The following is a 17,705-nucleotide window of genomic DNA, read 5'->3' on the forward strand; positions in this document are numbered from 1 at the left end:
GGGGGCGCACCAAAACGTCGGATGGGCGTTGACCAGGCCAGTGCGGTATGAACAAGTGACAGGAGTACCTGCAGAGTCCTGTCGACGTTGTTTCCGGCTGAACACCCGGAAAGTGTGAAGAAGGACACGGATCCGTGCCCCGGGACGTCTGCTATTTCTTCTTTGCCGATGCGCTGACCGAGGCGGCCTTTGGTGTGATCGTCGAGGACACGCCAACTGCGGGAGCGACCACCTTTTTGGGTTGTTTAGGCTTTTTAGCCTCGCGATTACCGCGCGTTGTGCTTTTTGCCATCATGCTTCTCCCGATTTGCCGGTCGCGAAGGCGACAGCCATGTGGCTCAGTGTGGGCGCATATGGCAACTCTGTCGCGATTTATATTTTTTGAGCGCCGAGAGCCGGTGCTCCAGGCGAAGTCGTCCGGTCTACGACAGCGGCAAATGTCTGCTACTGGCTCGGTCGAGTGCGGTTTCGTTCACCGATCCGAAGCAGCCACAAGCGTCCAGTGACACGGACATTCTGGAAACGTTGCGAGACGACCCGTTTCTGTCGCCAACTTCAACCACGAACTTTAGTGAGTACGGGGCAAGCGCACTGCGAACACCGTTTCTGCCTCGTCGGACCATGCGTCGATCTCGCCCCCGTGGGCCCTGGAAATCTCGCGTGCGATGTAGAGTCCCAGCCCCAGGTTGCCGTCGGCGTTATATGAGTCTTCATGGTTCAGGCCCCGCTGAAGCGGATCGAAGATCCGATGCAGAGTCATTTGATCGATGGCCGGTCCCTCGTTCCTGACCTCGAAACGAACGTTCTGCTCGTCGCCGGTCATTACCACTCTCACTGGTGCTTCCGGCGCTCCGTATTTGATCGCATTCAGTACCAGGTTTCCGAGCAACTGCTGCAGACGGCGGCCGTCCCACACACCTCGACAGTCTCCTTTCGCGTCCAGATCGACACGACGGTCCGGGTGAGCTGCCCGCAACTGATCAAGCTCGTCGGCAAACAGTTTGTCGAGGTCGACATCAGTGGGCGAGATACTGATCCCCAAACCCAGCCTGGTACGATTGAAATCCAGCATGTCGTTCAGAAGGGCCTGCATGCGGCCGCCGCTTCGGATCAGGCGGGATGCTGCTACCGATACCTGGTCTCCAGCGTTCAGCGCCGTCAGATACTGGGCCGTCATCAGGATGGTCTGCAGTGGGCTTCGCATATCGTGCCCGAGCATGCCAAGAAAAAGATTGCGGGCCTGATCTACCTGTGAGCTGAAATGCCCGACCGATTCCGCAAGCGCCTGGTCGATGGCCTCGTTGAAGCGGATAACATCATCCGGGTGTGGGGCCTCGGGCCAACATTCGTCAATCCAAAGGCGCAGAATGCTGGCGCGTAGAGCGCGGTACTCGGCAGCTAACTGGTTAATGTCAAACCCGCCTCGGGCCCGTAGTAGGGCGTGCGTCTGCGCAGCAGTCTCCGGTGCTCCGATCAGTGCGGGGGTTCTTCCCATCGACTTTTCGGCTTGCGCTTCCCTGGTCTGGGCGGTCGACAGGTCCTTCGCTACCGCCTGCAGGATCTGTTGCGCGTGGTCGCGCAGAGCGAGAGATTTCATATCCACGGCTGCCGGCAACAGGGTAGCGGCGAACGTCTCCCATTGGACCAGAATCGTCTCCATGTCGCGCAGAATGAAGTCAGCCAATCGCATGCTCGCCCTCAAAGAAGCGTAAAACGTCAGTATGGGGTCTTCCGTGACCTTACATTACCTGAGAATAGCTGCTTTGATTCTATCGGGTCCCAAAATTGCGTGACATGGGGGCAACCTACGGGAATCCAATGTCCACTGCGAAAGCTGGGCGCTTACTCATAGCCGACGACGACCCGAACTTGCTCGCGGCCTACGTCCTGTTCTTCGAGCCTTACGGTTACACCATTCAAACAGCTACGGACGGCCAAGGCGCTTTCGTTGCGTACTGCGCCGGGCGTCCTGACATCGTGATGCTCGATATCCAGATGCCTCATATGGATGGTCGCGCGGTGGCGAGAGAAATCCGGCGGATAAACGGCATCTCCTCACCCTTGCTGCTGGCGGTAACCGCGCTGTGTGCGCCCGCCGACCGGGTCGAATCGCTCATGGCCGGCTTCGATGAGCATTTCGTGAAGCCGGCTCAACTTCCTGCGATTCTGGCTGCGATGGTGTCCCACACAATCATCTGAGCGGCCCGCAAGGCCTGTTATGCCGCTTAGAAGCGGCTTTCCAGCGTTGCTATTCGCGCACGCCCCAGTCCCGCTGAACTGATCATCTCGTCTGATTGGATGGCACGTCCAGGATCACCAGTCCCGCTAGCAGGCGTAGCCGGAGCTGCTTGTCCGGGCCGCTTTTCATCTACCCGCCCTGGTTCGAGATGACAACTTTCAAGGCCCGCGAATGCGCCGCATCGGAGAACGTGGCGTAGGCATCCATAATCCGGTCCAGCGTGAAGCGGTGCGTGACCAGCTTCTTCGGTTCAAGGCGCTTCGACTCCACAGTTGAAAGCAGCATGGGCGTGGTGTACGTATTCACAAGGCCGGTTGTCAACGTGATGTTGTGTGACCAGAGCCGCTCGAGGTGCAGGTCCACCTTCGTGCCATGAACGCCTATGTTCGCGATCGTTCCGCCCGCGCCGACAATGGACTCGCAGATGGCAAATGTCGCCGGAAGACCGACTGCCTCGATGGACACATCCACACCGCGGTTGACTGTCAGCGCCATGACCTGTTCGACGGAATCTCCTGCGCTGCTGTTGACGAGGGCTGTCGCACCGAACTGCTTCGCGACCTCCAGCCGGTTGTCGTCGAGATCGATGACGATAATCTGGGCGGGCGCGTAGAACTGAGCTGTCATCAGTGCGGCTAGACCGACTGGCCCCGCCCCCACGATGGCAACGCTCTGACCCGGCTTGAGCTTGCCGTTGAGTATCCCGCATTCAAAACCCGTCGGCAGGATATCGCTGAGCATCACGAGAGCCTCCTCATCGGCGCCGGCGGGCATGTGATAAAGACTCGAGTCGGCATGGGGGATGAGGACCTTCTCGGCCTGCGTGCCGTCAATGAGATGCCCGAGAAGCCACCCACCTGTCGTGCAATGGGAATACATCTGCCGTCGGCAGAATTCACATTTTCCGCAAGAGCTGATGCATGAAATCAGCACCAGGTCGCCGACCATGAAGTTGGACACGGCGTCGCCGACGGCTTCGATGACGCCGACGCCCTCATGACCCAGCGTCGTGCCGGGTCGCACTTTCGGGACGTCGCCTTTCAGGATGTGCAGGTCTGTGCCACAGATCGTCGTCTTCGTGATTCGCACAATCGCATCCGTCGGCTTCGCGATTGTCGGTTCCGGCTTGTCTTCGAGCGCCTTCTGGTCCGGACCATGGAATACCAGTGCTTTCATGACCACCTCCATTGCCAGCTTAGGACGTTTGACGTTTCACCGCGAACCGCCACACCTGCTGTGAGCGCAGCTACGGCGAAGCTTCGACCGACGATTTGGCTCTGTCTCAAAAAGGTGCATTCGCACGGCTTTAGATGTGCGAAGCTGCAAGGTAACTATGAATCTGATACACCACAGCCGCGCCTTCACCTACTGCGGCCGCGACACGCTTGGTCGAACCCGCGCGAACGTCACCGATTGCGAACACGCCCTCAACGCTCGTCCGCAATGGTGGCGCCGCAAGGCCCGCTTCGGGAAGGTCAGTGCCCGTCAAGACGAACCCTTTGTCGTCCAACGACACGCCGCATGTCTTCAACCAGCTTGAATTCGGTTCGGCGCCAACGAACACGAATAGATGATGTGCCGTGATCGTCCCCTCGATGCCGCCCGCACCGCGGAAATGCACGCGCTCGAGGCGTTCGCCTCCTTCAAGCGCTGTCAGTTCGGTGCGCCTATGAACCGTCACGTTCTCCAGCGCGGCGACACGCTCGATCAGATAGCGCGACATGCTCTTTTCGAGGCTCGAGCTGCGGATGAACATATGGACGTGCTCGGCGTGCGACGCGAGAAAAACAACGGCCTGTCCCGCGGCGTTGCCGCCGCCCACAAGCAGTACCGGCTCTTTGCGGCAAAGCCTCGCCTCGATCGGCGAGGCCCAGGAATAGACGCCGCGGGATTCGAAGTGCGCGAGCCCTTCGACGTCAAGGCGCCGGTACTCTGCGCCGCTCGCGATCACGACGGTACGAGCGGTAATGTGCCGCGCGTCGGCAAGCTCCAGGACGAGCGGGCGCCGGTCGCAGTACAGTCTCTTGACTTCACATGGAATACCGACATGCGCGCCGAACTTTTGCGCCTGGGCGAACGCGCGGCTCGCGAGCGCATGTCCGGTGATCCCGGTCGGAAACCCCAGGTAGTTCTCAATGCGCGAACTCGTACCGGCCTGACCGCCGGGAGCCCGGCCGTCCAACGCCGCCACCGACAGTCCTTCGGATGCGGCATAGACAGCCGCCGCGAGCCCCGCCGGTCCGGCGCCGACGATTGCCACATCGTAGACGTGAGTTGGATCGAACTCGGGAATGAGTCCCAGGCACGATGCCAGTTGACCCTCGTCGGGGTTCCTTAGCATCGTGCCATTGGGGCACAGAACGAGCGGAAAATCGTCGGGCTGCGTAGTCAGCCGCTCGAGCAGCGCGATGGCTTCGGCATCGCTGTCCGCATCGATCGTCGTCTGCGGACAGGCATTGCGGAGAAGGAAGTCCTGCAGGGCAACGAGCCGCGCGTTACCGGGCGGTCCGACGAAAACGACGCCCTGCCCGCGCTCGATGATCAAGGCACGCCTCAGGATCAACGCACGCATGATTTTTTCGCCGAGTTCGGCTTCGCTCATCATCATCGCGGTGAGTCCGTCGGGCCGCAGCAACAGCGCTTCGACATCCTCTACGACGTGCGCGTCGAGTAGCGCGGGCTTGCGCGAGAGCTGTGCTACATCGGAGGTGAACTCGCCATAGCCCGAATGAGTCCGAATCACGCGCTCGCGGCCCAGTCCGTCGCGTCCAACAATGCGAACCCTACCTGAAAGCAGGACGAACACGCCCGGGCTGATGCTTCCGGCGCGGTAGAGCAATTCGCCCAGGCCGAAGTGGCAACGGCTGCCAAAACGCCGCAGTCTGTCGACCTCGACCTGGGTCAGGACCGGAAACATCTGCTGGAAACGCGGATGGTCGCGGACACTCGGATCGTCGGTCAGGTTGCCCTCCTGCGCGCGCTGCGCGTCGTCCAGTGGCTCGAGGACGAACGCGCTGCCCGGTGGTACTGACTCGTTGTCCATCTGAGATTTCCCTCGCAACACTGTGCACTCATGGATCACTGCACGGGAGCCGTGGACGGCGGCGGCGTCACGGCATCAGCCATCAATTTGCGCTCATAGCTGCCATGATCACAACGCAGCTTTCGGTGCCCGGCCCGCGCGACTCCCTGCATCAACGAAGTCATGGTCGACGCGCGTCGACTCCAGCGCGTGACGCCGACAAGGTGATATTCCCGCAATGGCTTCGTACGAATCAGATCGGGAAGGATGCACTGCCTGCACGTCAACGATATCGGCTTCAGGATGGCGTTCAACGCGGCACGTATCTTATATTTGTGCCGGTCTAGGGCAGCGCGCACTGCCGCCCGATATCGATTCGTCGCTCATCGCTAATTCTCCTTCAGCTACAGGGCAGCGGCGCCACCACCTTGTCGACCGTCGGTTCCACCGGCGCGGCGAGAGAACTTATGGCGTGTCCGCCTGGCCCGCGAGCTGGCCAATGTGGTATCCGAGCCGCTCTTCGATATCCCCGGGCTTGTGGAACCCGCGCGCGAGCAGTGCCTTGATGCGTTCTTGCGCGGCAGGCCGCCCCAACGACGCCATGCACGCATCCCACCCGGCGCCGAGCTCGACGTCGGGCGGCAGACTGGTGTTGACGAGACGCTTGGTGTTGGCGATAGCCCACTTGTCAAACCCGGCGATCCGGGTCGCCAGCGTGTCCACGTATGCGTCGAGTTCGGCATCGGGCAGTGCGCGGTTCACGTAGCCGTAGGCCTCAGCCTGGTCGCCTCGGATGTCTTCCGAGCTCAGGAGCACTTCCAGGGCGCGGTTACGGCCGATGAGTTGGGGTAGCCGCGCCATGGGGCCGCCACCGGCGACCATGCCGACGCCCACCTCCCATTGCGAGATGATGGCCTTTTCCCGACTGGCGAAACTCATGTCGCAGGCGAGCGTGATCTCGCTGCCATTGCCGGTCGCCCGTCCACGGATGAGGGCGATGGAGACGATGGGCGCTCGTGTCAGGCGCACGAGGAAGTCCGGCCACTGCGGCAAGCCTGTAGGGCCGGGCGGCATGGCGGTCAGATCCTCGAGCCCGGCGTCAAAGTCTGCGTGATTCAGAAAGTAGCCGTCCACCGCACTGTCAAACACCACCACCCTGACATGCTGGTCGGTTTCGAGCGCGTTGATCAGCTCGTGGAACTGCCCGACCATTGGTGGGCCCATGACGTTGATCGGCGGGTGGTCGATCGTGACACGCCAATACGCCGGGGACTGGCGGGCAACTTTAATCTGAACGGGGTTCGTCGTCGCATTCATCGCAGACTCCTGTCGCCGATAGATGCGCGCGGGCTCCATGGCCCGCGCCGGGATTGGAACTAGGCCTGCATGACCTTGAGCAGTTCCCTGGCAGTCGGGCCAGATGAGGCCGGGTTCTGGCCGGTGATCAGCCGCCCGTCGACAATGGTGAGCACGGCCCAGTTCTCCACCTTTTCAAAGTGGCCGCCCAGACGCTTGAGCTCATCTTCGACGAGGAAGGGCATGACCTTGGTCAGGCCCACGGCTTCCTCCTCATCATTGGTAAAGCAGGTGACGCGCTTGCCCTTGACGAGAGGCTGTCCCTCATAGGTCGCCTTGAGCAGAACACAAGGGCCATGACAGACGGCGGCGACCGGTTTGCCGGCATTGTAGAAATCCTCGATCAAGGCGATCGAGTTCTTGTCATTGGTCAGATCCCACATCGGGCCGTGACCACCGGCATAGAAGATCGTGTCGTAGTCGGCCGCCTTGACGTCGGCAAGCTTGACGCTATTGGCCAACACCTTCTGGGTCGCAGGATCTTTCTTGAAACGCAGCATCGTGTCGGTCTGATTGTCGGGATCGTCGCTTCTGGGATCGATCGGGGGATGGCCACCCTTGGGTGAGGTCACGGTGACCTCTGCACCGGCATCCGTGAACGCATAGTAGGGCGCGGTGAACTCTTCAAGCCAGAAGCCAGTCGGCTTGCCGGTATCTCCAAGCACGTTGTGCGAAGTCAAAACCAACAGGATCTTCATTGCCAATCTCCGTTCATTGGGGCAAATCCATAAACGCGGCATTGCCGGGGAAATGCCCGAAGTGGAAGTCGTTGCCCGGATCGGATGTTCGTTATCCTCAGCTTTCCTGGAAACGGTTCCGCGCAGGTGGGAGCACGGGAGCACCGGGTTACCGGATCACCGGATCACCGGATCACGACAGCGAGGACGCTTTCAATGACGCTTTCAGAATGCCACCGATCGATGGACCTTGTAATGCGCTTGTATTTAACGCCGTTTCCCGGGGCGTGCACCATCGGTCCATGGTATTGGCGGATCATGCGATGGTATGAGTGGGCTTCGCCTTTCGCCTTAGGGGTCTCAGGCGAAGTCGTCGCTAGTGCGGCTCTCGCTTCGTGGCTACGTTGCCATGCTGCTGATGGAATCAATTTGAAAGATTGTGTCTCCGCGTAGGGTGTTTTCAGCTTGCGTTTTCACCTATCTTTTTTCAGCTACCCAAAGTGGTGGAAAGGAAAGCCGCTAATCAACACTTCCAAGGAGCCAGACATGAGCACCATTCCGATGCAGAGCGAACCGGCAGTCGAGATCTCAGACGGCGTCACGTTCGACATGAAGCTCGAGATCGTCATCGTCCCTGTCACGGACGTGGATCGCGCCAGGCGCTATACCGAGTTGGGTTGGCGGCTCGATATGGACTTCAAGGGAGGGGACGACTACCGCGTGATTCAGTTCACGACGCCAGGCTCCAGATGCTCGATCATGTTCGGCGGGAACATGACCGCGGCCGCGCCGGCTACCCCGGTGTCGTCGTATGAGCGGCCACAAGTCTTCGTCTATGTGTAATGTGCGAGAATCGTGTGTCGTTATTGATCATCGAGTGATCTTTTCGCCTCCCAATACTCCCGATACGAATGCCCGTCGCAACGCCTATCCCTGCGCCTCGTATGTCTCCAGCCGATCTGGACGAGCTGATCAGCGCACTCGAGATCCGGGTACTTGGATTGTCCGAATGCCTCGTCAGTCAGGGCTTCGTGCTGGAACTGGACGGCAACGAAGCACCCGGCATCCACTACATCCTGTCCGGCGAAGGCCTGCTGCACATCGCCGGCGCGGAACCGGTACAGCTAAGGCCGCACACGCTGCTAATCGTGCCACCCCGCCACGCGCTGAAGCTCGAAGTACCCGCCAGCAAGGCCGGCATCGCGTCGATCCTGGTTCCCGGGCGTGAACACAAGCGGGTTGTCGATTCGATCAGCCGGTTTCGCGCTGGCACCTCCGAGCCAATGACCGTGATGATCTGCGGTTATTTCAATGCGGCGTTCGGCGCATCGATTAATCTTTTCGAAACCCTGTCGACCCCAATCGTCGAGCACTTCGACGCGTCCGACCGACTCGAGTTCTATCTACGCACCGCGTTCGATGAGCTCGTCGCCCAGGAGATCGGCGCAGGCGCCATGTCCGGCGCGTTGCTGAAACAGGTGATCGTCGCACTCGTGCGCCGCTCGCTAAAAACGAGCACCCTTTGGCTCGAACGCTTTGCGCTGCTCGGCGACCCACAGATCGCACGGGTCTTCGCGGATATGGTCGCGCGCCCCGGCTCGCCACACAGCGTAGCGAGCCTCGCCGACGCCGCATTCCTGAGCCGGTCCGCCTTCATGGCCCGCTTTTCAGCGGCCCTTGGCAAGTCGCCAATGCAGGCGCTGCGCGACATTCGCATGCGGCAGGCGGCCGCTCAGTTGCGCACCGCTGATCTCTCGCTCGATCAGGTCGCGCGTAACGTCGGTTACTCATGCCGTGGGACCTTTGTGCGGGCGTTTCGCGAAGTGTTCGGCACCGGCCCGCTCGAGTATCGATCGAGCGCCGAACACGCCTGAAAAGCCGGACGATTTGCACGCTTTGACGGACTTCGTACGGCGTCCTCCCGTCCATACTGGATAACATCCAACCACGGACAGGAGGTTCGTAATGGCTCTCGAATACATGATCACCGATTCGCCGGTCGGCAAGCTCAAACTCGTTGCGCGCGACACCCAGCTGATCGCCGTCCTGTGGGAGAACGAGCGCAGGAATTGCGTGAAGCTGGGCGAGATGCAACCGGCCGACGACAATCCGGTGCTGCTCGACGCTGAATGGCAACTGCGCGAATTCTTCGCCGGTGAGCGCACGCAGTTCGATCTCGATATCGCGATGGAAGGCACGCCGTTCCAGAAGCGCGTATGGAACGCGCTACTCGACATTCCGTTCGGCGAGCGACGCACCTACCGCGACATCGCGACGCGAATCGGCAACCGTGAGGCAGTACGGGCCGTAGGCGCGGCAATCGGGCGCAATCCGCTTTCGATCGTTACGCCATGCCATCGCGTGGTCGGCTCCTCGGGCAGCTTGACCGGCTTCGCAGGCGGACTCCCGACCAAAGCCCTGCTGCTCGATACGGAAGATCGGGCAGCACGCGGAATTGCCTGAACGCGACAGGCAACGCCCCCTCTCTATCGGCACCAGGTGTCGGCGCGCAAGCGCCGACACCTGGTGCCGATTTATTTTTCTGGATCTCACGACGCCTTTCGCGGATCGACACAAGCGGACTTTCGACGCGGTTTGCCGGACTTTCTGCACTACGTCTGCATCTAGACTTTCTATCAATGCAAACGCAGCCGTACTCGATGCAGACCGCTTCCCTTTTTCGATCAGGAGAATCATCATGACCCGCATTGCACTTCCTACCAACGATCAGATTCCCGCTGCATCACAACCCGTTGTCGACGCTGTGACGAAGCAACTGATGATGACACCCAACCTGTTCCGCATCATGGCGCTAAGCCCGAACGTGCTGAATGGATGGGCCGGCCTGCAGGGCGCGCTCGCGAAGACGCTTGACGCGAAAGTACGCGATGGCATCGCGCTTGCCGTTTCGCAGGTGAACGGTTGCCAGTACTGTCTGTCAGCGCACTCGTATGTGGCAAGCACCCTGGCGAATATCGACGACGACGAAATCCAGCTTAATCGCAGGGGTCAATCCGGCACACCGAAAACCGCGGCAGCCGTGGCGTTTGCGAAGAAGCTCATGGAAACGCACGGCAAGGTCAGCGAAGACGATCTGCGCACCGTACGAGCCGCGGGCTTCACCAATGCCAATATTGTCGAAATCATCGCACTCAGCGCGCAATTCCTGTTGACGAACTTCGTCAACAACGCGTTCGAGACGGAGATCGATTTCCCGGTCGTCGAAGTTGCGATCGGCTGAACCGAAAGTGTCCGGGAGCCCGCAACGGCTCCCAACTGCTAACAGGAGCCCGTCATGTCACGCACCATTACTGAAAAACGCGCCGGCTTTCGCGCACTGCATGCATCTGGCTGCTTCATGCTGCCAAATCCTTGGGACACGGGCAGCGCCCGCTATCTCGCGAGCCTTGGTTTCCAGGCGATTGCGACCACCAGTTCCGGTTTCGCGTGGTCGACCGGTCGCGCAGACAATCACGTGACGCGCGAGATCATTCTTGCGCATCTGCGCGACATGGTTGCGGCAACCGATCTGCCAGTGAACGCCGACTTTGAAAACGGCTTCGGAGATAATCCGGCCGACGTCGCCCAAAGCGTAAAGCTGGCGATTGAAACAGGAGTCGCCGGCCTTTCCATCGAAGACTCCACCGGAAATGCCGAAAGCCCGCTGTTCCCGCTAGAGGTAGCCGTCGAACGGCTGGAAGCGGCACGGCAGGCAATCGACGAGAGCGGCGGTGATACGCTGCTGATTGGTCGCGCGGAAAATTTCTTTGTTGGGGTGCCCGACATGAACGATACGTTGACACGGCTCAAGGCATACGCGGCAGCCGGCGCGGATTGTCTGTACGCCCCCGGTATCCAGACACGCGAACAGATCAAAGCCGTCGTTGCCGCCGTTGCTCCCAGGCCAGTGAACGTGTTGATCGGCTCGCAGTCCACGCTTACGCTGCAGGACCTGGCCGCGCTCGGCGTGCGGCGCGTCAGCGTCGGCGGGGCGCTCGCGCGGGCTGCATGGGGTGGCTTCATGCGGGCAGCGCAATCGCTCGCCGACGGACGCTTCGATGGGTTCGCCGACGCTGCCTCAGGCGCGCAGTTGAATGCGCAATTTCTCGACGGCGCTTAAAGGTCGTGGTCCGCTCGAACTCTGTCTATTTTCAAGGAGAACATCATGGCCCGTGAAATCATTCGTGTAGAACCACTGTCGAGCTGGCTGGAGCGCTGGAAGGCGCCGACATCCGCCGTTACGCGTCACGGCGACACGATCTACGTGTCAGGTTTCCCGCCTTTCGATCCGCAGACCGGCGAAGTACTGGATGCACCGATAGAGCAGCAGACCGAGCGCGTGCTGGAACAACTGAAAATGTGCGTAGAGACGGCGGGGTCGTCGCTCGATCAGGTGCTGAAGTGCAACGTCTACTGCACGTCGGTAACGATGTTCCCGGTCGTCAACGAGATCTACGCGAGATTCTTCGGTACGCAGCCACCGGCACGGATTTTCGTCAACGTGCCGGCGTGGCCTGGACATTTCGACATTGAAATTGATTGCGTCGCAGCGGTATGAGCGACGGTAAAGGGCCGGACGAGTGGACCGCGCTGCTCGATCGCCAGCGTCAACCGAGCCGCTCCGGGCCGCAGGCAAACTGGGGGCGGTGCATTTCCAGTTTGCGCCCTTGGTCGTCAGCAATCCGGACGGCCGCGCGCACGTCGATCACTGCGCTGACTGGAAGGCTTCACTGTCGCTGCGGAATTCCGGCACCGCTCATGCTTTAGCGAAGCGGCGGCCGCTGGAACGCTTCAGAGCGAGCGCTCGCGCCATCTCGTCAACGTCATCGTCGACGAACCTTGGATTGCGGGAACAGCGTGCCCGCTGTATGGGAGGTGACGAACGACGGCCTCGCTATCGTGCGTCTGCACGGCCGGAATCATGAGACGTGGAACGCCAAGGATGCCAAGGCCGCGAGTGATCGCTTCAACTATGACTATAGCGACGAGGAGCTTGCGGAGTTGGCGGAGAAGATTCGAATTATTGCGAGTCAAGTTTCGCGCACGCACGTGATTTTCAACAACAATTACCTATACACGGTAATGTTACCCAGCGTCAGGTGGCTAGCTTTGGACGCTCAACTCCGACGAGGGCCTGCTTCAGGCGGCCTTGCGCCGTACGTGGGTCATTCTTCGACCCGTTTCTGTCGGTCGCCATGCTACGACCCACCTGGCGCATTTCAGAGGCACATCGGCCATTCGCGGAGCGAATTTCCTGACGAGAGAACACGGAAAGCGGGCCCTGGTGGGTTCTTACTCCGCGCGGCGTAACGTTCGGATGAGTTGGTCAAACATCGCTTCCGCCGCAGCCGATTGTTTGGCCTGCTTTGACCGGATGATGACCACCTCTATTTCAGGCAAATCCGGGAGTCCGTGACGGCTGTCGAGCACTTTCAAGCCGGCAGGGAGACTGCATTGCGTTAGCACCGCCACCGCCATGCCGCTCTCTGCGGCAGCCAGTTGTCCAGCGACGTTTGGGCTGTGATAGACGATCCGATACTGACGCCGCTGGGACGAAATAGCCTTGAGCACGGCATCGAGCGGTCGACTCCCTGATTCGTGGACGGCGATGGGCAATGGATTACGGCGCCAGGCCTCATATTGTTCTTTTCCGACCCAGACAAGCTTTTCTCGAAACAGCAACGTCCCTCTGTCAGTGCGATCCCGCGTGGCGACCGCCAGGTCCAGTTCGCCCCGTTCTACTCTGGGAATGAGTGCGGTTGACTGCTCGCAGACCAAAGTGATTTCCACTGCTGGGTAGCGGCTTGAGAAGGTGCGAAGGACTGGCGTGAGATAAGCTGTCGCATAGTCCTCCGGCACGCCCAAACTAATGCGACCGGTGACCTCTGGACCTCGAAGCGCAGTGATGGCCTCGGCGTGTATATCCAGCATTCTCCGCGCGTAGCCCAAAAGCTCAGTACCGGCGGCGGTTAAAAGCATATGACGTGGCCCGCGCAACATCAGCGATTGCCCCACGGCATCCTCGAGTTTCTTCAACTGCATGCTCACAGCGGACTGCGAGCGATAGACCTGCTTCGCGGCAGCCGTGAGCGATCCCGCATCGGCGACGGCGACAAACGCGCGCAGCCAGTCGAGTTGTAGATCGGGAGATCGGGACATGGCGGCCAATCATTTGAAAAACGAATAATAGCGACACGATAAATTCACTTTTCGTGACGGTCAACCCCTTCCACAATTCAGGACATGAAAAGCGCAACGCCTTGGCCGCCTGAACCTGACCTGCTCGCCCCGTCAAGCACCCCGGAGCGGCGAGGCACTGCCTTGATGATCGCGGGTGGGCTAATTCTTGGGACCCTCGGCATTTTCGTCGAAGAAGCCCATCAGGACCCGATGACGACGGTGTTCTTTCGCTGCTTCTTTGGGATGCTGGCCCTTTCGCTGTGGGGCGTGGCAACGGGACGGTTGCACGAACTCAAACTGCGATGGCGGGAGCTGACGGTGGCGCTGGGCGCAGGCGTGCTGATCGTGCTCAATTGGGTTTTGTTCTTTGCCGCCATTCCACGGGTGTCGATTGCAATAGCGACCGTTTTGTTTCACATCCAGCCCTTTTTCGTCATTGGTCTGGGTGCCTGGTGGCTGGACGAGCGCGTATCCAAAGAGCAGGTCATTGCTTGCGTTGTAGCGCTGGCCGGACTTGTACTCGCCACCGGACTCATTGGAAGCAAGGCGAGCTTGATCGCGACAACGTCCTATCAGACCGGCGTCGCTCTGTGCCTCGTGGGTGCCGTCGCCTATGCTGGCTTACCGTTTATCGCGCGCAAGGCGAAGCGCGTGAGTTCGTTTGCGTTATCGTGGTGGCAGAGTGCCGTTGGCGTGCTGCTTACAGCCTGGTGGCCGCTCTGGCATGGACTGCCGCAAACTACGAGTGCGTGGCTTTGGTTAGCCGGGCTAGGAAGCATCCATAGTGGCATTGCGTACGTCGTTCTCTATGCCGGGATGAGCCAGTTGCGCACCAATCGTGTAGCGCTGTTGCAATTCGTCTATCCGCTGACAGCCATTGTCGTGGACCGGGTTGTGTACGGACACCAGCTAACCGCACTACAGACCGTTGGGGTCCTCATCATGGCGGGCGCATTGTGGACCGTTCGCCGCGATAGCTAACGCGTCTGCAAAATGCGCCTGGCGCAGAGAGAAACACGCCGGCTTCTCGCCAGGCAACGGACACCCGGATCGGGCACCGTTCTACTGCAACATCGCTCTTCACTTTAAGGAGTCAACACATGGCAGCATTTGTCGTTGTACAGGAATCGATAGAAAACGAAGCTGTTTTCAATCAATATCGCGCGAAGGCGCCAGCCACGATCGAGGCATATGGCGGCAAGTTCCTCGCGCGTGGCGGCAACCTCGAAGTGATGGAGGGCGAATTGCCGTACAAGCGGCTCATCATCATCGAGTTCCCTACGCGCCAGGACGCGATTGCATGGTACAACTCTCCCGAATACCAGGAAATCCTACCCATGCGACTCTCGAGCAGTAAAGGCATTTTCGCACTGGTGGATGGCGTGTGATTGGAACGCCGAACTGGTTTGGAGAAACCACTTCCCTCTCGCCTCGGCAAGTTCGTTTCTTCGAATGAGGCTGATTGTGGTTACGCCGATTCGGAAAGTTGCAGCTTGACCGGCGGACGTAGTTTCGCGATGCGAAGCACAAAATCCTGGATAGGGCGTCTCTTAACCGATGCAGCGGACATTCGCGCGGCCACGTTGTTCAACGGGGGAGCTTGAGCGGCCGGTCCCCTATGACGTTGGCGTATTCGCGATGGCCGTTGACATGGCGTTCGTCACTCGGAGCCGCGAACATTCGGTTCCAAAAGTCGAACAGGAGTGAATTAGTAACAATCGAAACGCATTCGAACGTTCAGGAAGACGCTGGCGCTTTGCGCGGCCCGTGGCAGAGCTCCCAGCAAAACTCAAGAAATGCCTCGACTGCAGCCGGAGGCAAGCGCCGCGATGGCCGGATAGCGTAAAGCGGAAAGGTCTCGCCCGGCCAGTCCGGGAACAGTTCCACCAGCGCGCCGCTTTCAAGCAGATGCTGCACACCAAGGGCCAAGACCTGAGCCACACCAGCGCCGGCTACACAAGCTTCAACCATCATATCGGCGTCTGTTAGCGTCAGTCGGCCTGTCGTCTCCACCGGCAGGATCTCTTTACCACGGTGAAATTCCCAGCGATACGGTTTGCCCTGCTGTGGATCGATGTACTGGATACAGTCGTGCCCGACAAGTTTTCCGGGCATAGTGGGACGCCCATATTTCTTGATATACACCGGCGACGCCACCGTCAACACGCGAGTCTCGAGCAGCAACCGGGAGGACATGCTCGACGCGGGCTGCGGACCGAACCGCACCGCGGCGTCAATGCCTTCCGCCACCAGGTCGCCCGCATCCGGTAGCTGCACCACCGTTAGGGCGAGGTCCGGATAGCGCTCAGTGAACTCTCCCAATCTCGGCGCCAGTACGTTGCGGGCAAACACCTGATTCAGGCTCACCCGCAGCGTCCCGCGAACCGTCACCGCCGCACCCGACACGACATTGGCCGCGTCCTCGATACCGGAAAGATGTGGTGCCGCAAGTTCATAAAGCCGGGCGCCTTCGCCAGTCAGATGCAGCGCCCGGGTCGTGCGATCCAGCAGCCGTACACCGATGCGTGCTTCGAGCCGCGAGATCGACCGGCTCACGCCTGACGCCGACAATCCAAGCACCTCTCCCGCTCGCGTAAAGCTACCGGTCTCGACGACGGCCGCCAGCACGCTCATCCCTGCCAGCAATCTTCCATCAAAGCTCATTTGCGTCCCGCGTTTGATTCATCTTTGACTTTTAGCATAAATCATTTGATCCACTCCATCTTAATCAAAAGTCGCGAGACGCCTATCTTCCCTTCAACGACGCGTCGCAGTGGCTGCCGTCACCCGAAAGTACGGCTCCGCACCGCCTTCCCGCCGCCATCGATAACCCACCCAAAGGAGCTCACCATGCCTGGCAATGCACACACCATCCTTTTTAAGGGCGGCACCATCGTCACGATGGACCCCGACGTTCCCAATCTCGCAACCGGCGACGTGCTGGTCGAGGGCGACCGCATCATGGCCGTCGGCGCCAACCTGAAATCCGCTGACGCCGAAGTCATCGATGCCGCCGGAAGCATCGTGCTGCCCGGCCTGGTCGATGCACATCACCATGCATGGCTCGGCGTCATGCGCCGGATGATGCCCGACGTCAACGATCTCTTCGCCTACATCGATGTCGTCGCCGAGACGCTGGGCTCGCAATATCGTCCGCTCGACATGTATCTGAGTACCCGCCTGACTGCGGTCGCTTCGCTCGACGCCGGCATTACGACCATCATCGACGCTTGCCACAGCTCGCGCAGCCCCGAGCACACCGATGCCGCACTCGAAGCGCTCGACTCGGCCGGCATCCGGGCGCTGCACATGGTTGGCGCGGCAATGGACAAGAAGGCGTCCAATGCCCATCTGCCGCAGGATCTCGAACGTCTCGCACTTGACTGGAACGCCGGGACGGGCCGGGTGCGGGTTGGCCTCTTCGGTCAGCTCAATCTCGACTGGTGGAAAGTCGCTCGCCGGCTCGACATGCAGATCCTGACCGAGTTCATCGGCGATCTCGCCAGGCTCGGCCCCGAATTCGCCGAGCCTGGGGTACTGGGCGCGCACAACATCTTCAATCACTGCACACGTGTCCCGCAGGAAACATGGAAGCTGTTCGCGGATGCGGGCGTGAACGTCACCGTTAATCCCCGTTCGGATGCGCTGTTCGGTTTCGACGACGACAGCTTCGCCTATCAGCAGGCGATCGATCACGGCCTCGCGCCGGCGCTCGGCATCGACCTCGACACTGCCTTCGGCAGCGATCTGTTTGGTGAGATGCACGCCCTGTTCGGGCATCAGCGCGCAGCCATGCGGTATCGCCGCTTCCGCGGCGAGGCCGACGCCCCCGCACCGATCTCAGTCGAGGCGGTGCTGCAAGCCGCGACGATCAATGGCGCCCGCGCCGCCGGTCTGGAACGTTCGATCGGCTCGCTGACTCCGGGCAAGCAGGCCGACATCATCATGGTGCGCACCAACGGCGTCGCGGTCTTTCCGGTGAACAACGTCATCGGCACCGTTGTCCAGGCTGTCGAACGCTCCGATGTCGACACCGTCATGGTTGACGGCCAGTTGCGCAAGCGTGCCGGCAAGCTGATCGACGTCGATCTGGCAAAACTGTCGGCCGAAGTGACCGCCTCCCGTGACTACCTGCTCGACGCGAGCGGCTACCGGACCGAACTCTTCGGGAAGTCCGCTGCCTCGCTAAACACTACTGCCTGAGCGTGTTCGGCCGCTCTTTGCGGAGCGG

Annotated in this window: 18 protein-coding genes; 11 read left to right on the forward strand and 7 right to left on the reverse strand. The window is 60.4% G+C overall.

The annotated features are described in order from the left end of the window. Nucleotides 1–568 precede the first annotated feature (568 nt). Nucleotides 569–1,690 carry an ATP-binding protein gene (locus tag P3T43_RS28665; RefSeq protein ID WP_429284364.1) on the reverse strand — a complete coding sequence of 374 codons (1,122 nt, stop codon included), beginning with the start codon at nt 1,688–1,690 and terminating at the stop codon, nt 569–571. Between the two features lie 128 nt (nt 1,691–1,818). Here P3T43_RS28665 and P3T43_RS28670 point away from each other — a divergent pair, with 128 nt between their 5' ends. Continuing rightward, a complete protein-coding gene (locus tag P3T43_RS28670; protein ID WP_429284400.1) occupies nt 1,819–2,199 on the forward strand; it encodes a response regulator in 381 nt (126 codons plus the stop codon). 169 nt (nt 2,200–2,368) lie between these two features. Here P3T43_RS28670 and P3T43_RS28675 read toward each other — a convergent pair whose 3' ends face one another. The 4 genes from P3T43_RS28675 to P3T43_RS28690 all read right to left on the reverse strand — a co-directional run bounded on the left by P3T43_RS28675 (nt 2,369) and on the right by P3T43_RS28690 (nt 7,315). Beyond that, on the reverse strand, nt 2,369–3,415 hold the full coding sequence (locus P3T43_RS28675) for a zinc-dependent alcohol dehydrogenase family protein (protein ID WP_429284365.1): 1,047 nt from the start codon (nt 3,413–3,415) through the stop codon (nt 2,369–2,371). A 130-nt stretch (nt 3,416–3,545) separates the two neighbouring features. Then, the gene (locus P3T43_RS28680) at nt 3,546–5,282 is read right to left on the reverse strand and encodes an FAD-dependent oxidoreductase (protein WP_429284366.1); all 1,737 of its coding nucleotides are present in this window, start codon (nt 5,280–5,282) and stop codon (nt 3,546–3,548) included. Between the two features lie 444 nt (nt 5,283–5,726). Then, nucleotides 5,727–6,578 (reverse strand): enoyl-CoA hydratase/isomerase family protein, encoded by an 852-nt coding sequence (locus P3T43_RS28685; RefSeq protein WP_429284367.1) that lies wholly within the window; start codon nt 6,576–6,578, stop codon nt 5,727–5,729. Between the two features lie 59 nt (nt 6,579–6,637). After that, nucleotides 6,638–7,315, reverse strand: coding sequence for a type 1 glutamine amidotransferase domain-containing protein (locus tag P3T43_RS28690; RefSeq protein ID WP_429284368.1), 678 nt, complete (start codon nt 7,313–7,315; stop codon nt 6,638–6,640). Nucleotides 7,316–7,840: 525 nt separating this feature from the next. Here P3T43_RS28690 and P3T43_RS28695 point away from each other — a divergent pair. From P3T43_RS28695 to P3T43_RS28725, 7 genes are all read left to right on the forward strand, one after another. Then, on the forward strand, nt 7,841–8,137 hold the full coding sequence (locus tag P3T43_RS28695) for a hypothetical protein (protein WP_429284369.1): 297 nt from the start codon (nt 7,841–7,843) through the stop codon (nt 8,135–8,137). A gap of 101 nt (nt 8,138–8,238) precedes the next feature. Further along, nucleotides 8,239–9,168, forward strand: a complete 930-nt coding sequence (locus P3T43_RS28700) for an AraC family transcriptional regulator (protein ID WP_429284370.1) — start codon at nt 8,239–8,241, stop codon at nt 9,166–9,168. A gap of 91 nt (nt 9,169–9,259) precedes the next feature. Beyond that, entirely contained in the window at nt 9,260–9,757 is a 498-nt protein-coding gene (locus tag P3T43_RS28705; protein WP_429284371.1) for a methylated-DNA--[protein]-cysteine S-methyltransferase, read from the forward strand. A 235-nt stretch (nt 9,758–9,992) separates the two neighbouring features. Then, nucleotides 9,993–10,535, forward strand: coding sequence for a carboxymuconolactone decarboxylase family protein (locus P3T43_RS28710; RefSeq protein ID WP_429284372.1), 543 nt, complete (start codon nt 9,993–9,995; stop codon nt 10,533–10,535). Between the two features lie 54 nt (nt 10,536–10,589). Then, on the forward strand, nt 10,590–11,414 hold the full coding sequence (locus P3T43_RS28715; protein ID WP_429284373.1) for an isocitrate lyase/PEP mutase family protein: 825 nt from the start codon (nt 10,590–10,592) through the stop codon (nt 11,412–11,414). A 45-nt stretch (nt 11,415–11,459) separates the two neighbouring features. Beyond that, nucleotides 11,460–11,852, forward strand: coding sequence for a RidA family protein (locus tag P3T43_RS28720; protein ID WP_211608160.1), 393 nt, complete (start codon nt 11,460–11,462; stop codon nt 11,850–11,852). Nucleotides 11,853–12,193: 341 nt separating this feature from the next. Then, a complete protein-coding gene (locus P3T43_RS28725; protein ID WP_429284401.1) occupies nt 12,194–12,604 on the forward strand; it encodes a DUF72 domain-containing protein in 411 nt (136 codons plus the stop codon). On the opposite strand, the gene P3T43_RS28730 is transcribed toward P3T43_RS28725, so the two are convergent. Then, on the reverse strand, nt 12,587–13,453 hold the full coding sequence (locus tag P3T43_RS28730; protein WP_429284374.1) for a LysR family transcriptional regulator: 867 nt from the start codon (nt 13,451–13,453) through the stop codon (nt 12,587–12,589). The two genes, P3T43_RS28725 and P3T43_RS28730, sit on opposite strands and share 18 nt — an antisense overlap. An 84-nt stretch (nt 13,454–13,537) precedes the next feature. On the opposite strand from P3T43_RS28730, the gene P3T43_RS28735 reads away from it, so the two are divergent. Both P3T43_RS28735 and P3T43_RS28740 read left to right on the forward strand, forming a co-directional pair. Beyond that, nucleotides 13,538–14,455 (forward strand): DMT family transporter, encoded by a 918-nt coding sequence (locus tag P3T43_RS28735; RefSeq protein ID WP_429284375.1) that lies wholly within the window; start codon nt 13,538–13,540, stop codon nt 14,453–14,455. Nucleotides 14,456–14,574: 119 nt separating this feature from the next. Continuing rightward, the gene (locus P3T43_RS28740) at nt 14,575–14,862 is read left to right on the forward strand and encodes a DUF1330 domain-containing protein (RefSeq protein WP_429284376.1); all 288 of its coding nucleotides are present in this window, start codon (nt 14,575–14,577) and stop codon (nt 14,860–14,862) included. A gap of 349 nt (nt 14,863–15,211) precedes the next feature. On the opposite strand, the gene P3T43_RS28745 is transcribed toward P3T43_RS28740, so the two are convergent. Next, complete coding sequence (locus P3T43_RS28745) at nt 15,212–16,138, reverse strand: LysR family transcriptional regulator (protein WP_429284377.1); 927 nt, start codon at nt 16,136–16,138, stop codon at nt 15,212–15,214. 186 nt (nt 16,139–16,324) lie between these two features. Here P3T43_RS28745 and P3T43_RS28750 point away from each other — a divergent pair, with 186 nt between their 5' ends. After that, nucleotides 16,325–17,677 carry an amidohydrolase family protein gene (locus P3T43_RS28750; protein ID WP_429284378.1) on the forward strand — a complete coding sequence of 451 codons (1,353 nt, stop codon included), beginning with the start codon at nt 16,325–16,327 and terminating at the stop codon, nt 17,675–17,677. Nucleotides 17,678–17,705 lie beyond the last annotated feature (28 nt).

It is taken from the genome of Paraburkholderia sp. GAS41 (assembly GCF_050436545.1).
In the GTDB taxonomy this organism is placed as follows: domain Bacteria; phylum Pseudomonadota; class Gammaproteobacteria; order Burkholderiales; family Burkholderiaceae; genus Paraburkholderia.

Excerpts from the sequence above, each read along its gene's own strand:
- P3T43_RS28680 (WP_429284366.1), bottom strand. The coding sequence starts at position 5,282 with ATGGACAACGAGTCAGTACCACCGGGCAGCGCGTTCGTCCTCGAGCCA.
- P3T43_RS28750 (WP_429284378.1), top strand. The coding sequence starts at position 16,325 with ATGCCTGGCAATGCACACACCATCCTTTTTAAGGGCGGCACCATCGTC.
- P3T43_RS28675 (WP_429284365.1), bottom strand. The coding sequence starts at position 3,415 with ATGAAAGCACTGGTATTCCATGGTCCGGACCAGAAGGCGCTCGAAGAC.
- P3T43_RS28730 (WP_429284374.1), bottom strand. The coding sequence starts at position 13,453 with ATGTCCCGATCTCCCGATCTACAACTCGACTGGCTGCGCGCGTTTGTC.
- P3T43_RS28735 (WP_429284375.1), top strand. The coding sequence starts at position 13,538 with ATGAAAAGCGCAACGCCTTGGCCGCCTGAACCTGACCTGCTCGCCCCG.
- P3T43_RS28695 (WP_429284369.1), top strand. The coding sequence starts at position 7,841 with ATGAGCACCATTCCGATGCAGAGCGAACCGGCAGTCGAGATCTCAGAC.
- P3T43_RS28705 (WP_429284371.1), top strand. The coding sequence starts at position 9,260 with ATGGCTCTCGAATACATGATCACCGATTCGCCGGTCGGCAAGCTCAAA.
- P3T43_RS28710 (WP_429284372.1), top strand. The coding sequence starts at position 9,993 with ATGACCCGCATTGCACTTCCTACCAACGATCAGATTCCCGCTGCATCA.
- P3T43_RS28740 (WP_429284376.1), top strand. The coding sequence starts at position 14,575 with ATGGCAGCATTTGTCGTTGTACAGGAATCGATAGAAAACGAAGCTGTT.
- P3T43_RS28720 (WP_211608160.1), top strand. The coding sequence starts at position 11,460 with ATGGCCCGTGAAATCATTCGTGTAGAACCACTGTCGAGCTGGCTGGAG.
- P3T43_RS28670 (WP_429284400.1), top strand. The coding sequence starts at position 1,819 with ATGTCCACTGCGAAAGCTGGGCGCTTACTCATAGCCGACGACGACCCG.
- P3T43_RS28685 (WP_429284367.1), bottom strand. The coding sequence starts at position 6,578 with ATGAATGCGACGACGAACCCCGTTCAGATTAAAGTTGCCCGCCAGTCC.
- P3T43_RS28715 (WP_429284373.1), top strand. The coding sequence starts at position 10,590 with ATGTCACGCACCATTACTGAAAAACGCGCCGGCTTTCGCGCACTGCAT.
- P3T43_RS28745 (WP_429284377.1), bottom strand. The coding sequence starts at position 16,138 with ATGAGCTTTGATGGAAGATTGCTGGCAGGGATGAGCGTGCTGGCGGCC.
- P3T43_RS28690 (WP_429284368.1), bottom strand. The coding sequence starts at position 7,315 with ATGAAGATCCTGTTGGTTTTGACTTCGCACAACGTGCTTGGAGATACC.
- P3T43_RS28665 (WP_429284364.1), bottom strand. The coding sequence starts at position 1,690 with ATGCGATTGGCTGACTTCATTCTGCGCGACATGGAGACGATTCTGGTC.
- P3T43_RS28700 (WP_429284370.1), top strand. The coding sequence starts at position 8,239 with ATGTCTCCAGCCGATCTGGACGAGCTGATCAGCGCACTCGAGATCCGG.